The following is a 19,013-nucleotide window of genomic DNA, read 5'->3' as shown; positions in this document are numbered from 1 at the left end:
GCAAATTTTAATCGGTTGCTCATGAGACAACCACTTTTTTTAGAAGAATTAGATGCGATTAGCTAAAATATGTTTATTATTTAGCAGAAATTGACTGCGTGATTTTCTCATTTTTTCAATCCGCTCCTCTGCCATACGGTCTGCCGCAACATAGGTTGGAATATGATCACGTTTTGAAATCTCAATTACCTTTGCAACATTTTGGTAAATTCCTTCAACCTTTTTCAAAGCTCTTTCACGATTATATCCATATAGTTCATCGGCGACATTAATGACACCACCTGCGTTAATAACATAATCAGGAGCATAAACAATTCCCATTTCATGAATAAGATCACCGTGTTCAGGCTCTTTTAACTGGTTATTAGCAGATCCAGCTATCACTTTTACTTTCAATTGGGGGATTGTTTGATTATTTATAATCGCACCAAGCGCACATGGTGAAAAAATATCAGCTTCTTGAGCATATATATCGTTAGGGTCAACTGCTTTTGCATTAAATTCTTCAATCGCACGATTGACAGCTTCTTTATTAATATCCGTGACAATCAATTGTGCCCCTTCTTTATGAAGATATCGACAAAGTTCAAATGCAACATTCCCAACCCCTTGGATGGCAATGGTTCTACCTTCAAGAGAATCAGTGCCAAAGGCCTCTTTTGCGGCTGCCTTCATGCCGACAAAACAGCCATACGCTGTTACAGGTGACGGATTCCCCGACGACCCGAAAGCAGGAGAAATACCTGTTACAAAATTAGTTTCCTCGTGGATAATATCCATATCCTCAACTGTTGTACCTACGTCTTCTGCAGTAATATAGCGACCATTTAATCCTTGAATAAAACGTCCAAAGGCACGAAACATTTCTTCATTTTTATCTTTTCTTGGATCACCTATAATAACCGTTTTGCCGCCACCAAGATTTAACCCTGCTGCGGCATTTTTGTATGTCATGCCTCTCGCTAAACGTAAAGCATCTTCAATTGCTGCTTCTTCGGAATCATAAGTCCACATTCGCGTTCCACCAAGAGCAGGACCGAGAGTTGTATCATGGATTGCTATAATCGCTTTTAAGCCGGATTGTTCATCTTGACAAAATAACAATTGTTCATAATCATGTTTTACCATATAATCAAATATTTTCATTAGAGAGCCTCCTGGCAATTATGACCTAATCTTGATACCTAATCATAATCTATACTATTTTATTGTAACGAAAAGCCAGTCCCTTGACAAATCTTTATCATGTAATATGATTCAAATATAGAGATTAAGGAGTAAATTTATCATATGGGCAGAATAGTAGCACTTATTATCTTATTGATTCCTGGCGTTATAGCTGGCTATGGCATTAAACTTATGCGCGATATGCTCTTCGGCATTTTACAAAAACCATTTCCTTTTCTTTGGACACAATTTATTACAGGCCTATTTTTATTAATCCTTGGTTTAGGGTTTATTGGAGGCTTTATATTACATCGTGACCGAAAAAGAAATAAAGTGCAGAAGCGTTTTGACAAAGAAAAAACTCAATGAAAAGTACCTTGGCTTATATATGAGCCAAGGTCTTTTTTAAATCCTTTTCGATTTTTTTATCTTTTCTCGTAGTCTTATCGCTTTTTCAGGGTAATCTGTTATGATCGCTGAACAATTTAAGCTTAGTAGTCGGTTGATGTCGCGTTCCTTATTAATCGTATACGGTCTAACTGCAATTCCCTGCTCCATAGTAGCTTTAATAATTGAATCTGATACAGCTTTTAATTTTGGATGAATACCATTAGATAAGATGGACGAGGCATATTCCCAAGGCTTATATAACAAATCCTTGTATAAAGGGGCAGTTTCAATATCTGAACAAATCTTTTTTACGTAAACGAGGGAGTAATGGTTAAAGGAAGATATAATAATACGCTTTTCAAAAGCGAATTCCTTCGTTATAGCGATTACTTTTTCCTCGAGTCCTTCGTAAGGAATAGAATTGTTTTTTAATTCAATATTGCATATCAGATCATTTTCACTCATCCAGTCAAAAACTTCCCGAAGAGTAGGGATACGAGCAGCTTTTTTAAAGAAATGTTTATAATGGAAATTCGCTTTCAAATTTTTCAATTCATTTAATGTCAAATCCTTAATATGACCACTTCCATTTGTAGTACGGTCTACAGTAATGTCATGGATCACTACTATCTCCCCATCAGCCGTTAATTGAACATCTAACTCAATACCATCTGCTCCAAACTTTTCCGCAGCAATAAAGGCCTCCATCGTGTTTTCAGGATGAGTCCCGGAAGCTCCCCTATGTGCTAAAATGATCGTCATTATTCCACCACCTTTTATTTATTACCATGGTATAATCCTATCATTACAGTTGGAATGGGGAAATAGTCTATAATTGTGACAAAATTGCAGGTATATTACCCACTTACCTAACGAAATCTACTTTCATAAGTAAAAAAAGTAAACCCGGCAAAATTTCGCCGGGTTATTATACTACAAGCAGTTATGATGCTCTATGTTCCAGTCTTAATTTATCAGCGACCATCGCAATAAATTCCGAATTTGTCGGTTTAGCTTTAGACATGCTTACGGTGTACCCGAATAATGCTGAAATCGAGTCAATATTACCTCTGCTCCAAGCAACTTCAATAGCATGTCTGATAGCCCTTTCAACTCTGCTTGCCGTAGTATTGAACTTTTTGGCAATATCAGGATACAACACTTTCGTAATAGAGCCTAGTAATTCAATATCATTATAAACCATTGATATCGCTTCTCTTAAGTAAAGATACCCTTTAATATGAGCAGGGACTCCGATTTCGTGGATAACAGATGTAATATTAGCTTCCAAATTTCTTTCTTGTTTAGGTTCGTGCTGACTTTTCACAGGAAATGCTGTATTTCTTTTAAGCTCACTCGTTTTTCCACTTACTTGGCGAATATGATTTGATAAATGAGCCATATCAAATGGTTTTAGTATAAAATATGAGGCACCTAATTCAACCGCCTTAGTCGTCACATCCTCCTGACCAAAAGCTGTCAGCATAATAACATTTGGAAAATGGCTTCTGTTAGTCCCACGTAATTTCTCTAAAACCCCAAGTCCATCTAAATGTGGCATTATTATATCCAAAACCAATACATCTGGTTCAATTTCCTCTAGTAATGACAAGCAATCTTGTCCATTATGAGCTGTTCCCACAACTTCCATATCTTCTTGAGATGAAATATATTCATCCAATAATCCTACTAACTCACGGTTATCATCTACAATACAAACTTTTATCTTCTTCACAATCGGTTTCCTCCTCAAATCCTTAATTACCTAATTTTTACACTATTAGATAAATACGCCAAAGAGGGGGAAATTCCTTTAAATTTATTCATTTTTTTATAAAATCTTTCATTTTCTTTTAAATACTCACGAATTCGCCTGTTTTCGACTTAAAAAGCGGATTTGTCGAATTTTCTTTATTTTTATTTTATCATGAATATGTGCGAAATAAAAAAAAGAGGGCTTTACAACCCTCAGCTTACTTTTTGTTCTTGTTCATAAATGTCAATGCCGGCTTCATTCAACATCCATTCGATGTGTACTCCATATCCGCTTGTAGGATCGTTGACAAAAACATGCGTAACTGCTCCAATTAGTTTTCCATCTTGGATAATTGGACTTCCGCTCATTCCCTGAACGATTCCACCAGTTCTATTTAATAACTTTTGATCGACTACTTTAATGACCATCCCTTTAGTAGCGGGAAATTTTTGTGGTATTGTGCTAACAACTTCAATATCGAATTCTTCGACTTTATCCCCATTTGTAACTGTTAAAATTTTTGCTGGTCCTTCCTTAACTTGATGGGAAAGTGCAATTGGTAGTGGTTGCTTAGAAATACCATTATCAAGTCCCTTGTTAAGTGCACCAAAAATTCCAAAAGGACTATTATTCGTGATATTTCCAATGACATCTCGATTTTTAGAAAATCTCGCCAGTTTTTCTCCTGGAGCTCCGTTTTTTCCTTTTTCTATTGAAGTAACAGTTGACTCGACAATTTGACCATTATCTACAACAATTGGTTTTTTAGTATCCATATCTGAAATAACATGTCCTAGAGCACCATATTTTTTAGAATTTGGCTCATAGAAAGTTAATGTACCTATTCCTGCAGCAGAATCACGGATATACAAGCCCAGTTTGTATATCTTTTCTTTTTCGTCCATTAATGGTCGCAGTGTCGTATCAAATTTTTCTTTTCCCCGTTGAATGGATACATTTAATGTTTTATCATTTTTTCCCGCTTCATTTACAAATGGAGCGACATCAGCCATATTATTAATTTTTTGTCCATTAATTTTGGTAATAATGTCACCAACTTCTATCCCAGATTCTTCGCCTGGAGATAACTTTTCGCCTTTAGTCGATACTAAATGGTGACCAACAACAAGTACACCAAGCGTATTTAATTTTACACCAATCGATTGACCACCAGGGTAAACTTTTAAATCCTTTAAAACATTAACATCAACTTTTTTAACCGGAAAGCCTGCTAGTTCGAGAATTAATTTATCTTTACCAGGTGTTTTTCCTTGTAAGGAAATGGCCTGTCTGCTTTCTTGCATTTCAATATTTTCACTAACATTATTATTAGTGACTGTCACAGCACCTGCTTTGACAAAAGATTGTTCCTGTCCCTCAAACAAAGTAATACTTGCTGGTATTTCTATAAATTGTTGAAAGGGTTTGTAAAAACAAAGCAATAAAAGTGAAACAAGGAGAATTCCACCTATACATTTTCTTAAAACTTCACGCATGTTCTTCATCACTCTCCTCGCTTTCTAGCCCACATCTTTAATTTAGCCTGCTTCCCCTTCATTTATAAGTGGAATAAACTAAAAAAGCTCTCCAATGAAGGATAGCTTTTCAAGTTATTAATAAAATTTGGTTCGCATAAGGCATAGAAAGCAGAGCTCTAGCTCGATAAGGTTTTCGACTTCCTTATTGTTTCCGCAATTTCCAGTAATTCTTTCGCGTGTTGTTTTGTTAATTCCGTAATTTCTGCTCCAGAGATCATTCTGGCAATTTCATTTGTTTTTTGCTGATCATTTAAATATGTTAGTGTCGTTTTCGTTCTACCCGACTTTAAGGCTTTGGAAATAAATAAATGGGTATCTGCCATTGCTGCTACTTGTGGAAGGTGAGAAATACAAAGCACTTGAGAATCAACTGAGATTTGTTGGATTTTCTCTGCTATTGCTTGAGCAACCCTTCCACTAACACCTGTGTCTACTTCATCAAAAATAATGGAAGTAATTCCTTGATGTCTAGAAAATATGGTTTTCAACGCAAGCATAATTCGTGAAAGTTCCCCCCCTGAAGCTATTTTGGATAGTGGCTTTAAAGGTTCTCCAGGATTAGTGGATAAATAAAAACAGACGTCATCGAGCCCATCTTTACGAAATTCCTTAAAGTTTTCTGAATCCGAAATGAATACAGGTTTAAAAATAGTTTTATCCATGTATAGTTCTTGTAACTCTTGATGAATTGCAATAGACAACTTTTCTGCCCACTGTTTCCTCAATTGACTTAGTTGTCTACCCTCAAGAGTCAAATCCTCCTCCAACGAGGATAACTTTGTCTTTAGCTGTTCGATTCTTTCTTCCCTATTTATTAAGTTTTCAATCTCTTCTTCAATTCGTGCGCCATATTCAAGAATTTCCAGAACAGATGAACCATATTTTCTTTTTAATTGATTTATTTCATGGAGGCGGCTTTCTATTTCGTTTAACCGTTTAGGATCAAATTCAAGGTTTTCTAAGCGATCTCTTAAAGTTGTTGCAACATCCTCTAGTAAGTAAAAACTGTTGGACACAGTTTCATATGCTTGAACATATTCGTCATCTAATTCAGCAGCTGTTTCCAAATGCCCCATTACATTTGTTAAAAAGTCTAATCCTCGGTTCTCTCCTTGCAGCCCTTCATAACCTGCTTGTAGTGATCCGAAAATTTTTTCAAAATTACCTAATTGTCTTTTTTCAGCTAATAATAACTCATCTTCATCCATCTTCAAATCCGCTTTTTGAATTTCATGTAATTGATATTGGAGTAAGTCTAACCGATGCGCAATTTGTTGCTCATTTAATTTCAAATCTTTCACTTTTTTTACTGTTTGATTATATTCCATATATATTTCTTGATAATTCTCGAAGGAGCTACCAATTTGCTCATAACCGTATTGATCTAATAAAGATAAATGATTAGAGTCATCCATAAGTTCTTGATGCTCATGCTGTCCATGGATGTCTATTAGTGTACTGCCAATTTCTCTTAAAGTTGAAATCGTAACAAGTTTTCCATTAACTCGACAAACACTTTTTCCGTTCTGCGAAATTTCTCTTCGAAGGATAAGCATCTCTTCTTCAATTTCGATACCAAATTCTGCTAATCTTTTATGAACAGGGTGATCAACATTTAAGTAAAAAAGCCCTTCAATTTCTGCCTTTTTCTCTCCATGGCGAACAAACTCCGCTGAACCGCGGCCACCAACAAGCAGATGAAGTGCATCAATAATGATTGATTTCCCCGCACCCGTTTCCCCTGTAAGTACTGTTAAGCCTTTTTCGAAAGAAATAAATATGGAGTCAATAATGGCAAAATTTTTGATCGATAGTTCATGAAGCATTGTATTCTCCTCTTCCTATAGCATGTCAATAAATTTTTGGTTAACAGAGATCGCATCTTCATTTGTTCTACATATAATTAAGCATGTGTCATCACCACAAATACTCCCCATGATTTCATTCCAGTCCAATTTATCAATCAGCGCCCCTACAGCCTGAGCATTTCCAGGGAGTGTCTTCATTACAATTAGATTCTGTGAATAGTCAATTCCAACAAAAGAATCAGATAGTGACCTTCTTAGCTTTTGAAGTGGGTTAAAACGCTGATCAGCTGGCAAACTATATTTGTAACGACCATCTGGTAAAGGAACTTTAACAAGATGAAGTTCTTTTATATCACGGGAAACCGTTGCCTGCGTCACATCAAAGCCTGCATTTTTTAATTGATCTACTAAATCGTCCTGTGTCTCAATATCCTTAGTGCCAATTAATTCGCGAATTTTAATATGCCTTTGACCTTTTGTCATACTTTGACCACCTTTAAACTTATACGTGTATTTTTATACTATATTATACATTAAATTCACCCCAGAACAAAAGCGCAGGGACAATTCATATTGTAATGAAAAACAAAAAAGGTAATCCTAATGGATTTACCTTTTTTTCAGATTTTCATGTGCACTCTCAATAACAGCTGTGACTGAATCTCTCATCTTATTTTCACCGGTCTGCCCTTTTAGACCTGGCCAATTTAAATGAATTAAAAACTCAATATTACCTTCTCCACCTGTGATTGGGGAAAAGGAGAGGTCAAGAATATCGTATCCTTGCTCTACCGAAAAAGCAATAATTTTCTCTATTACTTTTTTATGGATGTTTGGTTCTCTCACAATACCTTTTTTTCCTACTTCGTCTTTCCCAGCCTCAAATTGGGGTTTAATCAAAGCAACAATGTCACTTCCAACTGCTAGTACTTCCCTCAAAACTGGTAAAATTAAGGTCAAAGAAATGAACGATACGTCGATCGATGCAAAGCTAGGAATCCCTTTTTGAAAATCGGTGGATTGAACATAACGAAAATTCGTTCTTTCCATAACAACGACACGTTCGTCATTTCTTAACTTCCAAGCTAATTGATTATATCCAACGTCTAGAGCATAGATCATTTTTGCACCATTTTGCAGTGCACAATCGCTGAAGCCACCGGTAGAAGCACCAATATCTAGCATGATTTTATCCTTTACAGAAAGATCAAACTCCTGCAAAGCTTTTTCTAATTTTAATCCACCACGACTTACGTAAGGTAATGGATTCCCTTTTACTTGTAACGGGAGATCTTCACTGACTTTTTCACCTGGCTTATCAAGCCTAGTTTCATTAGAAAAAACAATTCCTGCCATGATGGCACGTTTCGCCTTTTCACGTGTCTCACATAATCCTCTTTCAACAAGTAAAATATCTAACCTCTGTTTATTTACTTTCATACTATTACGCCCTTTTTATCTTGGCTGGAATTATTGCTTTAAGCCTAGTAACAACATTGTCTGCTGTCAAACCAATTTCATTCAATAATTCCTTAACACTTCCATGTTCAATAAAATGATCAGGTATTCCCATTCGATCAATTGTAACGTGTTGAAAATCATGATCATGTGCATATTCAATAACTGCACTTCCAAAACCGCCTTGTAATACTGCTTCTTCAATAGTAAGTATTGGTCTATTCGAATTAAAGATTTTCTGAAGCATGTTCTCATCTAACGGTTTAATAAATCGTGCATTAATAACTTCAACTGATACGCCTTGTTTTTCTAATCTATTAGCTGCTTCTAATGCCATTGGAATTGTAGTCCCAAAAGTTAAAATGGTAGCTGCACTACCTTTTTTAAGAATTTCCCACGTGCCAATAGGGATTTCTTTTAATTGTTGATCCATTGGAACTCCATAACCATTTCCACGAGGGAAGCGCATTGCAATTGGACCATTGTTATAGTTGATTGCAGTATTCACCATATGTTGGCCTTCATTTTCGTCTTTAGGCATCATTAATACGATATTAGGTAGTGATCTTAAAAAGGCAATATCGAAAACACCCTGGTGTGTTTCTCCATCGGCACCCACTAACCCCGCACGATCAATTCCAATGAAGACATTAAGATTTTGCCTGCTTATATCATGCAACACCTGATCATATGCCCTTTGCAAAAAAGTAGAATAAATCGCCAAAAATGGTTTCATTTTTTGAGTAGCAAGACCAGCAGCCATAGTAGCTGCATGCTGCTCCGCTATTCCAACATCAAACATTCGATCTGGAAATTCTTTTGCAAAATCTTCAAGCTTGGAGCCAACTGGCATTGCTGGAGTAATGGCGACAATGCGTTTATCTGTACGCGCTAACTTCAGGACTGTTTCACTTACTAAGGCACTCCATGCAGGAGCCGTATTCACCGGCTTAATTAAATCACCGGTTTCAATTTTATATTGCCCTGTACCATGCCATGTTCCAACCTTATCATCTTCAGCAGGACTATAGCCTTTTCCCTTTTTAGTAATAGTATGCAAAAGAACTGGTCCATCTATCTTTTTTGCGTATTGAAGATTTTCTAGCAAATCTTCAAAATCATGACCATCTACAGGACCTAAATAAGTAAACCCCATCTCTTCAAAAAACATCCCTGATACAAGCAGATATTTAAGACTATCTTTAACTCGCTCAGCAGTAGATGCAAGTTTCCCACCAACAGCTGGTATTTTTTTTAATAAATATTCCAGTTCATCTTTTACCCATTGATACTTACCAGCTGTCCTCAGTTTTGCAAGTACATTATTAAGTGCACCAACGTTCGGTGCGATCGACATTTCGTTGTCGTTTAAAATAACAATAATGTTCTTTTGACTGTCACCAATATGATTTAAGGCCTCTAATGCCATCCCACCCGTAAGAGCACCATCTCCTATGACTGGAACAACAAAGGTCGAATCACCTTTTATATCTCGAGCAATGGCCATTCCCATCGCTGCAGATAAAGATGTTGAACTATGACCAGTTTCCCATACATCATGAACACTTTCCGACATTTTCGGAAAACCGCAAAGTCCTTTATACTGCCTTAAACTATCAAATTGATTTGCTCTTCCTGTTAGGATTTTATGGACATAAGATTGGTGACCTACATCCCAAATAATTTTGTCATCAGGACTATTAAAACATTTATGAAGAGCTATCGTCAGCTCGACTACTCCTAAATTAGGTCCGATATGCCCACCTGTAATTGAAAGCTTTTCAATTAGAAAATTTCGGATGTCCGCGCTTAAATTTTGGAGATCCTCTATATTCATAGTTTTTAAAAAAGATGGGTCTTTAATCGTTAAAAGATCCAACAGGACCACTCACTTTCGTTTCTTGGGTTTTTGCTTCATTTTTTTCCTTTTAGTGTCTTTTAGTATAGATATATGTATTTTCTCTTCAAGAAATTGCAACACTTTTCCAACGTGAAAGATAATATCTTTTGAATAGGTAATAGCAAATGATTTACCAATTGCTTTACCTCCAACAGTAATCGCTGCAATAAGACTTGTAAAGACAACATTGACACCATATTCAAGAGGTGAATTATTAGCCATTTCAAAGCTTTGAACAAGCTGGATAACAACTAATGCAGTTGCCGTGCCACTAATAATTCCAGATATATCACCGATAACATCATTGCAGAAGCTAGCAAATCGATCGGCATTCCGTACAATTCGGATAGAGTATTTTGCTCCGTATACTTTTCTAGCCGCCATGGAATGAAAAGGAACTTCGTCAGCAGCAGTTGCCGCAATTCCTATCATATCAAATACTATACCAATGAGAGCTATAAACAATACAACGACTAGACCTAGGGTCCATGACACCCCGTGTAAAATTCCGGTGGACACGATTGAAAAAATAGCCGCCAGCACAAATGTGATAACGGCTATACTGATGCTCCATTTCATCGATTTATAAATAATGTCTTTCATAATTTCATTATTCCATCTTTCGTTTGGAAGTGTTGGATGGTCATAAAAAGAGTAAAAATTACGGCTTAGGTCCAGTAGGTTTTCCCAAGTAAATACCAGATGTCGCCATACCGGCGGTTTCCCTTTAAATCTACCTCGACAGTGTCACCATCTGCCGGACTGGATTACCACTTAGTCCGCACTATAATCCTCTTTTTATGTCATGAGAACAGTCTAGGAGATTTCCTCAACAATCTTTAACCATGTTCCTAGCCTCTTTTGCAAAGCCGATTTCATATGGGCTGAAGAAAACAAGACGATGGCCAACCGTTCTTGTATCTTATAACCATAATCCCCTCGAACTTCACTCAAGGCAGGCTACGCTGCTAGTGATACCCTTATCACATTGCAGGTCTATACTCCGCAACTCAACTAGCACTTGCCTAGCTGAATGAACGAAGCCTCCGCGGTAAAGGGTCTACGCCCACATGCCATTGTGGATCGCCCTTACACCTTTACTCCCAGCTCCGACCCAAGGCTGGGCTCCTCAAGCCGGAACAAGGAACTTCATCGATATGCCCTTTAGTGAATTTTTAGGCCCACCTTCAGAACCGGTAGATTGACTAGAATACTGCACCATCCAACAATATGGATAAAATTATATCATATCTGTACTTTTCCTTCAATTGGCTGTTTATAGGCAATGATCAGTAATTCCTTCCGGCAATTTGATCAGTTAAATATAAAAGCAACCCTGTGTCTTTATTTATTTTATGCAACGTGTTTTTTGCTTGTTCAGTATGATAAGCTAATTGATCCTTAGCACCTTGAAGTGTAAGTATTGCAGGGTATGTACTTTTGAATTTCCCGTCATCACTTCCAACCGGTTTGCCGATAATACTTTCATCACCAATAACATCAAGGATATCATCACTAATTTGGAATGCTAGGCCTAAATGATAGGAAAATTCCTGAAAATAAAGAATTTCTTCCTCACTGCCTCCGCCAATTTTTGCTCCAGCCATCACACTAAAGGCTAAAAGTTTTCCCGTTTTATGCTGATGTACATATTCTAATTCTTTTAAGCTAAGATCTTTTTTCTCAGCTTGGATATCAGCTACTTGACCAGCAACCATCCCCTCTGGTCCAGCATTCTGTGCAAATTGTTGAATTAACCATATTTTGTCTGAATCACTTAAATTTTTATCTTTTGTGATCATCTCGAAACTGTAGGTTAGTAAACCATCACCAGCTAAAATAGCGATAGCTTCACCATATACCTTATGATTCGTAGGTTTTCCTCTTCTTAAATCATCATCATCCATGCTTGGTAAATCATCGTGGATAAGTGAATATGTATGAACCATTTCTAGAGCGCAGGCCGTAGCTAATCCTAAATCTGGATTCCTCCCAAACGCGTTAATAGTTGCAAATAAAAGCAAGGGGCGAATCCTTTTTCCTCCAGCTGATAGGGAATAATCCATAGCCTCCTTTAAGACTAGCGGAGCATTCAATCTATCTATTGATTGCGCCAACTCATGTTCTAATACTTTTTTATATTTACTCAGAAATTCTTCATAATGATCCTTCAAACTTACTCCTCCTCTTGGAGATGAAAATCCTCCTCCCCATGATCCGTTAATACTTTTGTTAGTTGATTTTCAGCTGTTTTCAACTGATCATGGCAAAATTTGGAATACTCCATTCCTTTTTTATAAATTTCTAAAGCTTCTTCGAGGGGGATATCCCCTTCTTCAAGCCGCCCAACAATCTTTTCTAATTTTTCCATCGCCTGTTCAAATGTTAGTTTTTCCTCCATCTTCTTCCCCTTTTTCAATTTGATTGACTATGCAGTGTAATCGCCCATCTGTAACTTGAACGATCACTTTATCACCAATATTTGTTGTCTCCGTATTTTTCATAAGAGTTCCGTCTTCCATATAAGCTACACTAAAGCCTCGTTGCAATGTATTTAACGGACTATAAGCTTCTAGCTGTGCAACTTTATTTGTGAAATAATTTGTTTTATTTTTTAATACAAATTGCATGTGATGAATCAATTTCTGTTTAAGAAGACGATGTTTTTCCTTACTCAACTTAATTTTCATTAATGGATGGTGGGAATCAAGCGATTTTTGTACCATTTGAAGTTTATCCATTTTTTGTTGCAAATTTCTTTCGAAAGCTCTTCGCAATTTATCAACGTTCTTATCTACAGATTCCCATTTTTGTTCATAAATCTTATGTGGATTACGAAAGATATAAGCCTGTTCCAAATAGTTTAATTTGGATCGCTTCTCCCTTGTTTTTTCTGCCATCCCTCGAAATAATCTATTTTTTAAATTTAGCAGACGTTCCATTAGTTCTTCCAAATGCGGTACTGCAAGTTCTGCGGCTCCAGTCGGAGTAGGAGCACGAAGATCAGCCACAAAATCGGCAATAGTAAAGTCCGTTTCATGACCAACTGCAGAGATAATCGGTATTTGCGAATGAAAAATGGCTCGTGCAACTGGTTCTTCATTAAAAGCCCAAAGTTCTTCAATAGAACCTCCACCTCTTCCAACAATTAACACATCCGCTACAGATTGATCATTTGCTTTCACTATTGCTTCCGCAATTGAATGGGCTGCCTGCTTTCCTTGAACAAGCACAGGAATAATGATCATTTCTCCAATTGGGTACCTTCTCTTTACTGTAGTTATAATATCACGAATAGCGGCACCTGTAGGAGAAGTAATAATTCCAATTCTTTTTGGATATTTCGGGATAGTCTTTTTAATATCTGGTCGAAATAGACCTTCACTTTCAAGTCGCACCTTAAGTTGTTCAAACGCAAGAAATAACTCACCAATCCCATCTGGCAACATTTCTTGGACATAAATTTGATACTGACCACTTTGTTCATAAACAGATATATACCCTTTAATTAAAACCTTCATTCCATTTTCCGGGATAAATTTCATGGAAGCAGCTGCTTTTGAAAACATAACTGACATAATCCGCGCTTTCTCATCTTTTAACGTAAAATATAGATGTCCGCTTGTATGTCTCTTAAAATTTGATATTTCGCCTTTAACAAAAACGTTCATTAAATGTGAGTCAACATCGAACTTTCGTTTAATATATTTTGTTAACGCATGAACAGTTAAATATGACGGATTTGTCATCGCCTCACGTCCTTTAAAAGTAAAACTTACACAATTGGGAAATTCCCAGTTGATGGATCGTCGCACCAAGCGAACTCCCATTACTTTTGATCCCTATTGACAATTCTTGAGATCGAGATTGTACTCTCTGTTATGTAGGATAAAAGAAAAGCTGTATTCCACTTTGAATGACAGCTTCTTCCCTTATTTTACTCTATTTACTCTTAATTACGAAGTACTAATTTATCTCTCGCTGATTTAACCGTATTATGAAGAAGCATAGTAATCGTTGTTGGTCCAACTCCGCCCGGAACAGGTGTAATCCATCCAGCTTTATTCTTTACATCTTCAAAATCAACATCACCGCATAATTTTCCGTCCTCATCACGGTTCATACCGACATCAATAACAACTGCGTCTTCCTTTACATAATTAGCAGTAATCATTTTAGCCTTACCTACTGCAGCAATTAAAATATCAGCCTGCTTTGTATAGGAAGCCAGATCTGTTGTTTTAGAATGACAATATGTAACAGTAGCATTTTCATTCAATAATATTTGACCAGCTGGTTTCCCTACAATATTACTTCTTCCAACGATAACTACATGTTTTCCTTCAATTGGGATTTCTTCATGATGTAACATCTGTAAAATGCCATATGGTGTACAAGGTAAGAATGTATCTTGCCCAGTCATCATTTTTCCAATATTAATGGGATGGAATCCATCTACATCTTTTTCAGGAGAAATAGTCTCAATGACTTTTGTTTCTGAAATATGAGAGGGAAGTGGTAATTGAACTAATATTCCGTGGACAGTCTCATCTTTGTTTAAATCCTTTATTTGTTTTAACAATTGCTTTTCTTCAACATTTTCTGGGAGTTCAATTAAGGTAGATTCTACGCCTATGGCCTGGCAACTTTTTTGCTTGTTTGCCACGTATGTCCTCGAAGCAGGATTATTCCCAACTAAAATAACAGTAAGTCCGGGTTTCATTCCTGCTTCTGTTAATTCCTGTACTTCTTTTTGAAGATTTTTTCGTATATCTGCAGATATTTTCTTTCCATCAATCAACTTGGCTGGCATTTCATATCCTCCCATATGCTAGCTATTCTTTTTTTGTTCTTTCACTTTCGATAGAATTCCATTTACAAACTTACTTGAATGCTCATCACCAAACTTTTTGGCAATTTCAATCGCTTCATTTATCGCAACATTATCTGGTATCTCGTCGTTGTACAGCAGTTCGTTTATTCCTAATCGTAAAATAGTCAAATCTACTTTGGCTAATCTATTAATGGACCAGTTTTCTAGGTTGTTATTAATGATCTGGTCAATTTCCGACATATGTTCTAATGTTCCATCAACCAGCTTTAGTAAAAACTCGTCCATTTCCGCTCCATCTAATACGTTTTCAAGCGCTTCTCTAGGTTCAATATCGTTCACACCGTATTGAAATAACGTTTGTAATGCTTTTTCACGCGCAACTCTTCTTTTCATATTATGAAATTCTCCTTTAAGTAGATCTATACGATGATTGAATCCTCCAAGAAAGATACGAGTGAAAAAGCCAAAGGTCCCCCTCTGGCTTTACTTCTGATCTCACTCTACAAAATCTTCGTCGCCTTCCTTCTGGGTGTCAAATGTAACCCCAACAATATGAATATTTACTTCTTTTGCTTCAAGTGCTGTCATGTTATAAAGGGTTTGGCGAATATTATCTTGCACCTCTTGGGCAATGGTTGGAATGGATATACCAAATTTCATTAAGCAATAAACATCTACTTTGATGCCTTCTTCTGTTAATTCAACTCTAATCCCTTTTCCATGAGTTTTCTTGCCAAGCCTCTCTGCTACTCCAGTCGCAAAGTTTCCACGCATCTGAGCGACACCTTCTACTTCTGATGCAGCGATACCAGCAATAACTTCAATGACTTCTGGTGCAATTTCAATTTTTCCGTGACTTTGACCTTCATCTTGGATCATTTCTAGCATATTTAAACTTTCTTCCAATTGAAACACCTCCGCTTATTTTTGACCCATTACATCGTAGATTTCAAGAAACTTTGTATTAAAGTCTCCATTTACGAATGTTTCATGCTTAAGCAAATTCAAATGGAACGGTATGGTAGTTTTGACCCCTTCAATAACAAATTCTTCAAGAGCCCGTTTCATTTTTGCGATTGCTTCCTCACGTGTCGCCCCATATGAAATTACCTTTGCTACCATTGAATCATAGTATGGCGGGATTGTATAGCCAGGATAAACTCCAGAATCTATCCTTACGCCTAGACCACCTGGTGGTAAATACATGTCGATGCGTCCAGCAGATGGCATAAAATTTTTCTCTGGATTTTCGGCATTAATCCGACATTCTATCGCCCAACCATTGAACTCAACCTGATCTTGAGTGAGGCTTAACTGCTTTCCAGATGCAACGTAAATTTGCTCTTTTATGAGATCCACACCTGTAACCATTTCGGTGACAGGATGCTCAACTTGGATTCTTGTATTCATTTCCATAAAGTAAAACTCTCGACTTTTACGATCATAGATAAATTCTATTGTACCCGCACCTGTGTATTCAACAGCTTTTGCAGCTTGAATAGCGGCATGTCCCATTCTTTCACGGGTTTCTGAATCTATCGCAGGCGATGGAGTTTCCTCAAGTAATTTTTGTAGTCTTCTTTGAATAGAACAATCTCTTTCTCCAAGATGAATGACATTTCCAAATTGATCCGCCATCACTTGAATTTCAACATGGCGGAAGTCCTCAATAAATTTTTCTATGTAGACACCTGAATTGCCAAAAGCTGTCATAGCTTCTTGTCTCGTAATGTTAATCCCTTTGATTAATTCTTCTTCATTTCTAGCTACCCGGATTCCTCGGCCACCACCACCTGCAGTCGCTTTAATAATAACTGGATAACCAATTTCCTTTGCAAGCTCAATCGCTTCCTCAATCTCGTTAATAATTCCGCGCGAACCTGGAACAATAGGGACCCCAGCTGCTTTCATTGTCTCACGTGCTACATCCTTTGTTCCCATTTTTGATATGGCATCAGGGCTTGGGCCAACAAATATTATATTACAGACACGGCAAAGCTCAGCAAAATCAGCGTTTTCTGCTAAAAATCCGTAACCTGGATGTATAGCATCACAACCAGTTAATTTAGCAATGCCGATTACGTTTGCAGTATTTAAGTAACTGTCCTTCGAAGCATTCGGGCCAATACAATAGGCTTCATCTGCTAACTGAACATGCAGTGCTTCCTGATCAGCCTCCGAATAAACTGCAACAGTCTCTATATCTAATTCTTTGCAAGCTCGAATGATTCGAACAGCAATTTCTCCTCGATTTGCAATTAATAGTTTTTTAATCATCAACGACGCTCCTTACTTCTTCGGCTTAACTAAAAATAGTGGCTGTCCATATTCAACCAATTGGCCATTGTTAACGAGAACTTCCACAATTTCTCCTTCAACCTCGGCTTCAATTTCATTAAATAATTTCATTGCCTCTACAATACACACAATTGTATCTGGTTTCACTTTGGAACCAACTTCAACATATGCTGGCACATCTGGAGACGATGCATGATAAAATGTCCCGACCATTGGTGAGGTAATCTTCAAATATTCCTCTGAGGAAGAATCATTTGCTTGAGGCTGCGACATCGTTTCATGATTAGCTGTCACATTTTGCACATGAACTTCCGGTTGTGTAGGCTGTTGCACTACTACAGGTTGGACAGAAACTCCTTGTTGTACATCGTTACTAAATTGAACAGTAGAGCTTTTTTTTAATTTAATTTTGAAACCCTCATGCTCATAAACAAACTCATCGATAGAGGATTTATCAATCATTTTAATAATTTCATGTATATCTTGGATCTTTAACATAATGACACTCCTTAAAATTTATGAGTAGCTGCTAATATCATAATATAATACCTTATAAAAATTCAATGGCTGACTCATTTAGATTTTTTATCTTTTTATTTCATTCTACTAAATAACTGAAAATCTTTACAAAAAAAATGACGGATGGGTGAACCCACCGTCAAATTATTTTTTGTCATCAAACGTAATTTCAGGGATGTATTGAGTGCTTATATCATCTCTTACAGCTTGAATAATTGTAGTTGCTTCTGCCGCAGTATGCTCTTCTTCTTTTTGTTTAACCGTTATATTAACTACATTATCTTCAATTTTAACTAATGCATCACTATACCCCAAACCTTTAATTGTATTTTCAATCGTTCTTTCTTTCATACTAAGTTCATTGATTGTTTGCATCTCATCATAAAGTTTATTTTGTTCATCTGTAGATTCAGTAGCTGCCACTTTAGAAGTAAGTTCTTCTACCATTTTACCGCGTTTTTCTTCAATATCTAAGCGAATTGCTTCATACACTTCATCTCCGGAAGCTTCTGTTATGATTTTCATATCATCATCACTCATTTGCTTACCAGCGCTCTCTGTTTCTTCCTTTCCCCCTGTTGCTAAATCATTACTAGCTGGATCAAATGTAACATAATAAACAGAAAGTACAACAACTAGACTGAGCATCGTTAATAACCAAACTGTTTGCTTTTTTAAGAGCATTTATGAATCCCCCTTAGATTTTTTTGGAATAACGGCAACCCTATGGCTTGGCACATCTAACACCCTTGTGACTGCTTGGATAATCCATTTCTCAACTTGGATATTTTCTGCACCTCCCGCAACGACAAGTACACCTTTAATTTCCGGCTTTTTAGTTTCTAAAATAATAGGTTCTTCTTTATCGCCATTTTGAATAATAACGACTTCGTCTTCTTTCGATTGATCCTCAATTTGTCTTACTCCACCTTCTTGATCTTCTTCACGGGTAGTCTGACTTCTTAAAACTGCATTTTTTTCTAATACCTTTCGCTCTGTCGCTTCTACGTTGACGATCACAGACACGCTATGAACGCCGACTATTTGTTCCAGCGCATCCTTTAGTTGGTTTTCATATTGCTCTTCAAAAATCTTCATTTCACTATTCGTGTCTGTATTTTTTGTTCCAAATGTTTCGGAACTCTCATCAGAAGTGCTTGAAACTACAGTTGCATCTTTAGGTGGTTCCTTCCAAATACTCCCTAATATCATTAAGAATGCTCCTAATACGAGAAGGATTAGGAGGTAACTAGACTTTCCTCCTTTTTTATCGGGTGAAGGACTTGTTTTAAAAGCTGCGATTTTCTCCTTTATCCAATCAAAAGGATTATTTTGGTTCGACATT

Annotated in this window: 20 protein-coding genes; 1 reads left to right on the top strand and 19 read right to left on the bottom strand. The window is 36.8% G+C overall.

Annotated features, from left to right (window positions below):
• Nucleotides 1–48 precede the first annotated feature (48 nt).
• Nucleotides 49–1,146 (bottom strand): branched-chain amino acid dehydrogenase, encoded by a 1,098-nt coding sequence (bcd, locus tag BN1243_RS02680; protein ID WP_062104732.1) that lies wholly within the window; start codon nt 1,144–1,146, stop codon nt 49–51.
• Nucleotides 1,147–1,290: 144 nt separating this feature from the next.
• Between bcd and BN1243_RS02675 the strand changes: the two genes are divergently transcribed.
• Nucleotides 1,291–1,536 (top strand): DUF2627 domain-containing protein, encoded by a 246-nt coding sequence (locus BN1243_RS02675; RefSeq protein WP_062104731.1) that lies wholly within the window; start codon nt 1,291–1,293, stop codon nt 1,534–1,536.
• Between the two features lie 36 nt (nt 1,537–1,572).
• Here the strand turns inward: BN1243_RS02675 and BN1243_RS02670 are convergent, their stop codons facing one another.
• The 18 genes from BN1243_RS02670 to spoIIIAG form a co-directional block, all read right to left on the bottom strand.
• Entirely contained in the window at nt 1,573–2,319 is a 747-nt protein-coding gene (locus tag BN1243_RS02670) for a glycerophosphodiester phosphodiesterase (RefSeq protein WP_062104730.1), read from the bottom strand.
• Nucleotides 2,320–2,500: 181 nt separating this feature from the next.
• Nucleotides 2,501–3,292 (bottom strand): sporulation transcription factor Spo0A, encoded by a 792-nt coding sequence (gene spo0A, locus BN1243_RS02665; RefSeq protein WP_062104729.1) that lies wholly within the window; start codon nt 3,290–3,292, stop codon nt 2,501–2,503.
• Between the two features lie 233 nt (nt 3,293–3,525).
• On the bottom strand, nt 3,526–4,818 hold the full coding sequence (gene spoIVB / locus BN1243_RS02660; protein WP_062104728.1) for a SpoIVB peptidase: 1,293 nt from the start codon (nt 4,816–4,818) through the stop codon (nt 3,526–3,528).
• Nucleotides 4,819–4,967: 149 nt separating this feature from the next.
• The gene (gene recN, locus BN1243_RS02655; RefSeq protein WP_062104727.1) at nt 4,968–6,677 is read right to left on the bottom strand and encodes a DNA repair protein RecN; all 1,710 of its coding nucleotides are present in this window, start codon (nt 6,675–6,677) and stop codon (nt 4,968–4,970) included.
• A gap of 15 nt (nt 6,678–6,692) precedes the next feature.
• On the bottom strand, nt 6,693–7,142 hold the full coding sequence (ahrC, locus tag BN1243_RS02650; protein ID WP_062104726.1) for a transcriptional regulator AhrC/ArgR: 450 nt from the start codon (nt 7,140–7,142) through the stop codon (nt 6,693–6,695).
• Nucleotides 7,143–7,268: 126 nt separating this feature from the next.
• Entirely contained in the window at nt 7,269–8,099 is an 831-nt protein-coding gene (locus BN1243_RS02645; RefSeq protein WP_062104725.1) for a TlyA family RNA methyltransferase, read from the bottom strand.
• 4 nt (nt 8,100–8,103) lie between these two features.
• Nucleotides 8,104–9,996 carry a 1-deoxy-D-xylulose-5-phosphate synthase gene (dxs, locus tag BN1243_RS02640; RefSeq protein ID WP_062104724.1) on the bottom strand — a complete coding sequence of 631 codons (1,893 nt, stop codon included), beginning with the start codon at nt 9,994–9,996 and terminating at the stop codon, nt 8,104–8,106.
• A gap of 9 nt (nt 9,997–10,005) precedes the next feature.
• The gene (locus BN1243_RS02635; protein ID WP_062104723.1) at nt 10,006–10,620 is read right to left on the bottom strand and encodes a hypothetical protein; all 615 of its coding nucleotides are present in this window, start codon (nt 10,618–10,620) and stop codon (nt 10,006–10,008) included.
• 686 nt (nt 10,621–11,306) lie between these two features.
• Nucleotides 11,307–12,191: a polyprenyl synthetase family protein gene (locus BN1243_RS02630; RefSeq protein WP_230200085.1), complete on the bottom strand. Its 885-nt coding sequence runs from the start codon at nt 12,189–12,191 to the stop codon at nt 11,307–11,309.
• Nucleotides 12,192–12,193: 2 nt separating this feature from the next.
• Nucleotides 12,194–12,418 carry an exodeoxyribonuclease VII small subunit gene (gene xseB / locus BN1243_RS02625; RefSeq protein WP_062104722.1) on the bottom strand — a complete coding sequence of 75 codons (225 nt, stop codon included), beginning with the start codon at nt 12,416–12,418 and terminating at the stop codon, nt 12,194–12,196.
• On the bottom strand, nt 12,396–13,766 hold the full coding sequence (xseA, locus tag BN1243_RS02620; protein ID WP_062110323.1) for an exodeoxyribonuclease VII large subunit: 1,371 nt from the start codon (nt 13,764–13,766) through the stop codon (nt 12,396–12,398). The genes xseB and xseA overlap by 23 nt, the downstream gene beginning before the upstream one ends.
• Nucleotides 13,767–13,969: 203 nt before the next feature.
• Nucleotides 13,970–14,830 carry a bifunctional methylenetetrahydrofolate dehydrogenase/methenyltetrahydrofolate cyclohydrolase FolD gene (gene folD, locus BN1243_RS02615; RefSeq protein ID WP_062104721.1) on the bottom strand — a complete coding sequence of 287 codons (861 nt, stop codon included), beginning with the start codon at nt 14,828–14,830 and terminating at the stop codon, nt 13,970–13,972.
• 18 nt (nt 14,831–14,848) lie between these two features.
• Complete coding sequence (gene nusB / locus BN1243_RS02610; RefSeq protein WP_062104720.1) at nt 14,849–15,244, bottom strand: transcription antitermination factor NusB; 396 nt, start codon at nt 15,242–15,244, stop codon at nt 14,849–14,851.
• A 102-nt stretch (nt 15,245–15,346) separates the two neighbouring features.
• Nucleotides 15,347–15,739: an Asp23/Gls24 family envelope stress response protein gene (locus BN1243_RS02605; protein ID WP_154669929.1), complete on the bottom strand. Its 393-nt coding sequence runs from the start codon at nt 15,737–15,739 to the stop codon at nt 15,347–15,349.
• 33 nt (nt 15,740–15,772) lie between these two features.
• Nucleotides 15,773–17,128, bottom strand: coding sequence for an acetyl-CoA carboxylase biotin carboxylase subunit (gene accC / locus BN1243_RS02600; RefSeq protein WP_062104718.1), 1,356 nt, complete (start codon nt 17,126–17,128; stop codon nt 15,773–15,775).
• 12 nt (nt 17,129–17,140) lie between these two features.
• A complete protein-coding gene (accB, locus tag BN1243_RS02595; RefSeq protein WP_062104717.1) occupies nt 17,141–17,647 on the bottom strand; it encodes an acetyl-CoA carboxylase biotin carboxyl carrier protein in 507 nt (168 codons plus the stop codon).
• Between the two features lie 165 nt (nt 17,648–17,812).
• Nucleotides 17,813–18,352, bottom strand: coding sequence for a SpoIIIAH-like family protein (locus BN1243_RS02590; protein WP_062104716.1), 540 nt, complete (start codon nt 18,350–18,352; stop codon nt 17,813–17,815).
• Nucleotides 18,353–19,012 (bottom strand): stage III sporulation protein AG, encoded by a 660-nt coding sequence (spoIIIAG, locus tag BN1243_RS02585; RefSeq protein ID WP_062104715.1) that lies wholly within the window; start codon nt 19,010–19,012, stop codon nt 18,353–18,355. It lies immediately after the preceding gene.
• Between the last annotated feature and the right edge of the window lies 1 nt (nt 19,013).

This window comes from Bacillus niameyensis, from assembly GCF_001375535.1.
GTDB lineage: Bacteria > Bacillota > Bacilli > Bacillales > Bacillaceae_C > Lederbergia > Lederbergia niameyensis.
The sequence above is the reverse complement of the archived record's forward strand: the minus strand, read 5'-3'. Positions and strand labels throughout refer to the sequence as shown.

Coding starts and splice junctions, on each gene's coding strand:
- bcd (WP_062104732.1), bottom strand. CDS start 1,146: ATGAAAATATTTGATTATATGGTAAAACATGATTATGAACAATTGTTA.
- BN1243_RS02675 (WP_062104731.1), top strand. CDS start 1,291: ATGGGCAGAATAGTAGCACTTATTATCTTATTGATTCCTGGCGTTATA.
- BN1243_RS02670 (WP_062104730.1), bottom strand. CDS start 2,319: ATGACGATCATTTTAGCACATAGGGGAGCTTCCGGGACTCATCCTGAA.
- spoIVB (WP_062104728.1), bottom strand. CDS start 4,818: ATGAAGAACATGCGTGAAGTTTTAAGAAAATGTATAGGTGGAATTCTC.
- recN (WP_062104727.1), bottom strand. CDS start 6,677: ATGCTTCATGAACTATCGATCAAAAATTTTGCCATTATTGACTCCATA.
- ahrC (WP_062104726.1), bottom strand. CDS start 7,142: ATGACAAAAGGTCAAAGGCATATTAAAATTCGCGAATTAATTGGCACT.
- BN1243_RS02645 (WP_062104725.1), bottom strand. CDS start 8,099: ATGAAAGTAAATAAACAGAGGTTAGATATTTTACTTGTTGAAAGAGGA.
- BN1243_RS02635 (WP_062104723.1), bottom strand. CDS start 10,620: ATGAAAGACATTATTTATAAATCGATGAAATGGAGCATCAGTATAGCC.
- xseB (WP_062104722.1), bottom strand. CDS start 12,418: ATGGAGGAAAAACTAACATTTGAACAGGCGATGGAAAAATTAGAAAAG.
- xseA (WP_062110323.1), bottom strand. CDS start 13,766: ATGACAAATCCGTCATATTTAACTGTTCATGCGTTAACAAAATATATT.
- folD (WP_062104721.1), bottom strand. CDS start 14,830: ATGCCAGCCAAGTTGATTGATGGAAAGAAAATATCTGCAGATATACGA.
- nusB (WP_062104720.1), bottom strand. CDS start 15,244: ATGAAAAGAAGAGTTGCGCGTGAAAAAGCATTACAAACGTTATTTCAA.
- BN1243_RS02605 (WP_154669929.1), bottom strand. CDS start 15,739: ATGCTAGAAATGATCCAAGATGAAGGTCAAAGTCACGGAAAAATTGAA.
- accC (WP_062104718.1), bottom strand. CDS start 17,128: ATGATTAAAAAACTATTAATTGCAAATCGAGGAGAAATTGCTGTTCGA.
- accB (WP_062104717.1), bottom strand. CDS start 17,647: ATGTTAAAGATCCAAGATATACATGAAATTATTAAAATGATTGATAAA.
- BN1243_RS02590 (WP_062104716.1), bottom strand. CDS start 18,352: ATGCTCTTAAAAAAGCAAACAGTTTGGTTATTAACGATGCTCAGTCTA.
- spoIIIAG (WP_062104715.1), bottom strand. CDS start 19,012: ATGTCGAACCAAAATAATCCTTTTGATTGGATAAAGGAGAAAATCGCA.